This is a genomic window from Ruminococcus sp. N15.MGS-57 (assembly GCF_000980385.1).
Classification (GTDB): domain Bacteria; phylum Bacillota; class Clostridia; order Oscillospirales; family Ruminococcaceae; genus Hominimerdicola; species Hominimerdicola aceti.
The window spans coordinates 1-227 of sequence record NZ_LARF01000174.1 but is presented as its reverse complement, the minus strand read 5'-3'; the positions used below and the strand labels follow the sequence as shown (position 1 = coordinate 227).

General features: G+C 48.9%; 1 protein-coding gene. It reads right to left on the bottom strand.

Annotated features, from left to right (window positions below):
- The coding region (locus WS40_RS11170; RefSeq protein ID WP_046442372.1) for a hypothetical protein at nucleotides 1–227 on the bottom strand (227 nt) is incomplete at both ends.

The window sequence follows — 227 nt, the reverse complement described above, 5'->3', positions numbered from 1 at the left end:
CTGTCAGAAGATGAGCTGTCGGAAGCGGAACTGCTCGTATCTGACGAAGCATCAGAACTGCTTACGCTGTCAGGCTGTGAAGAAGCAGGTGTTTTCTTTACAAGGTTTGCCACAGCGTCATTTATAGCCTTTGCCATAGCGTCCACATCAGCCTGCTCTGTGATGTTCTTCGTTCTGTCGATAGCGGCAAGAGCCTTTTCGACTTCTGAGAAGTCCTCATAATCGTC